The following is a 933-nucleotide window of genomic DNA, read 5'->3' on the forward strand; positions in this document are numbered from 1 at the left end:
ACACTTTGGCCGTACGGGCGCGAACCAACATCGATTGCATTTTTTAATACAGCCGGGATGGAGCGGTTGTATTCCGGTGTTACAAACAGCACCGCATCGAGCCCTTTTACTGTATCCCGGAATGTCGTATACTCGGCCGGAACCTGGTTATGGTCATCAAAATCCTGATTGTATAAAGGGAGCTTTCCAATCTCGACAAATTCCGTTTCATACCCTTCAGGAAAAAGGTTTGCTACATTTTCCGCAAGTTTTCTTGAAAAAGATGCTTTCCGCAAAGAACCAAGCAAAATTCCAACTTTTGTCATTCTATCGACCTGCTTCCATTTATATTTTATGCTAGATCATGATAAGAAAACCACTCCGGAAAGTCAAAATTCCTGCTTGCTATGTTGCTATGTGCCATTCAAGCCAGCTGGCGGTTTCCGGATGTTCTTGGTGACAACCACAAGCAATCGAAGGTCAATGATTGTTCTCGGTTTTTTGTTCCCCGATTAAAGTATTGACCAGTCTTCCTTATGGTAATCAAAAATAAAGGACCGATTTTGCCCAAACATTTTCGGTTTTAACGGGATGGTCCACGAGGCAAATACAAAACGCCTTGCCCTTTAGGTTTCACGCATTCAATCAGCAGACGAAAGTAGTCACGCTTCATTCTTCTGCCGTGCCGCGTTCTTTGCAGCAAGGACGACGAAATGAAAGAAGACGGCAATTATCTATGGAACCTTCATGTAGCCGTGCGTGATTCTGGCAAGTCGCGTTGCCTTCTGCTAACGCCATGTTCTTTGCGGCATGGGCATCTACGTAAAGGAAGCGGGGGAAATTGAGGGTCTTTCTTCACATAGAGTGCGTCTACGTTAAGGAAGCGTGGAAAAAAGGCAGCCTTCCTTCACATAGGGCGCGTCTATGTTAAGGAAGCGAAGGAAATTGAGGTTG

At 45.1% G+C, this 933-nt stretch carries 1 protein-coding gene; it reads right to left on the reverse strand.

Features of this window, described 5'->3' with window-relative positions; genetic code table 11:
* The coding region (locus P9687_RS04405; RefSeq protein ID WP_328228870.1) for an NADPH-dependent FMN reductase at positions 1–305 on the reverse strand (305 nt) is incomplete at its 3' end.
* Between the last annotated feature and the right edge of the window lie 628 nt (positions 306–933).

Origin of the sequence: Weizmannia sp. CD-2023 (genome assembly GCF_036225245.1) — a bacterium.
Lineage (GTDB): Bacteria > Bacillota > Bacilli > Bacillales > Bacillaceae_C > Weizmannia > Weizmannia faecalis.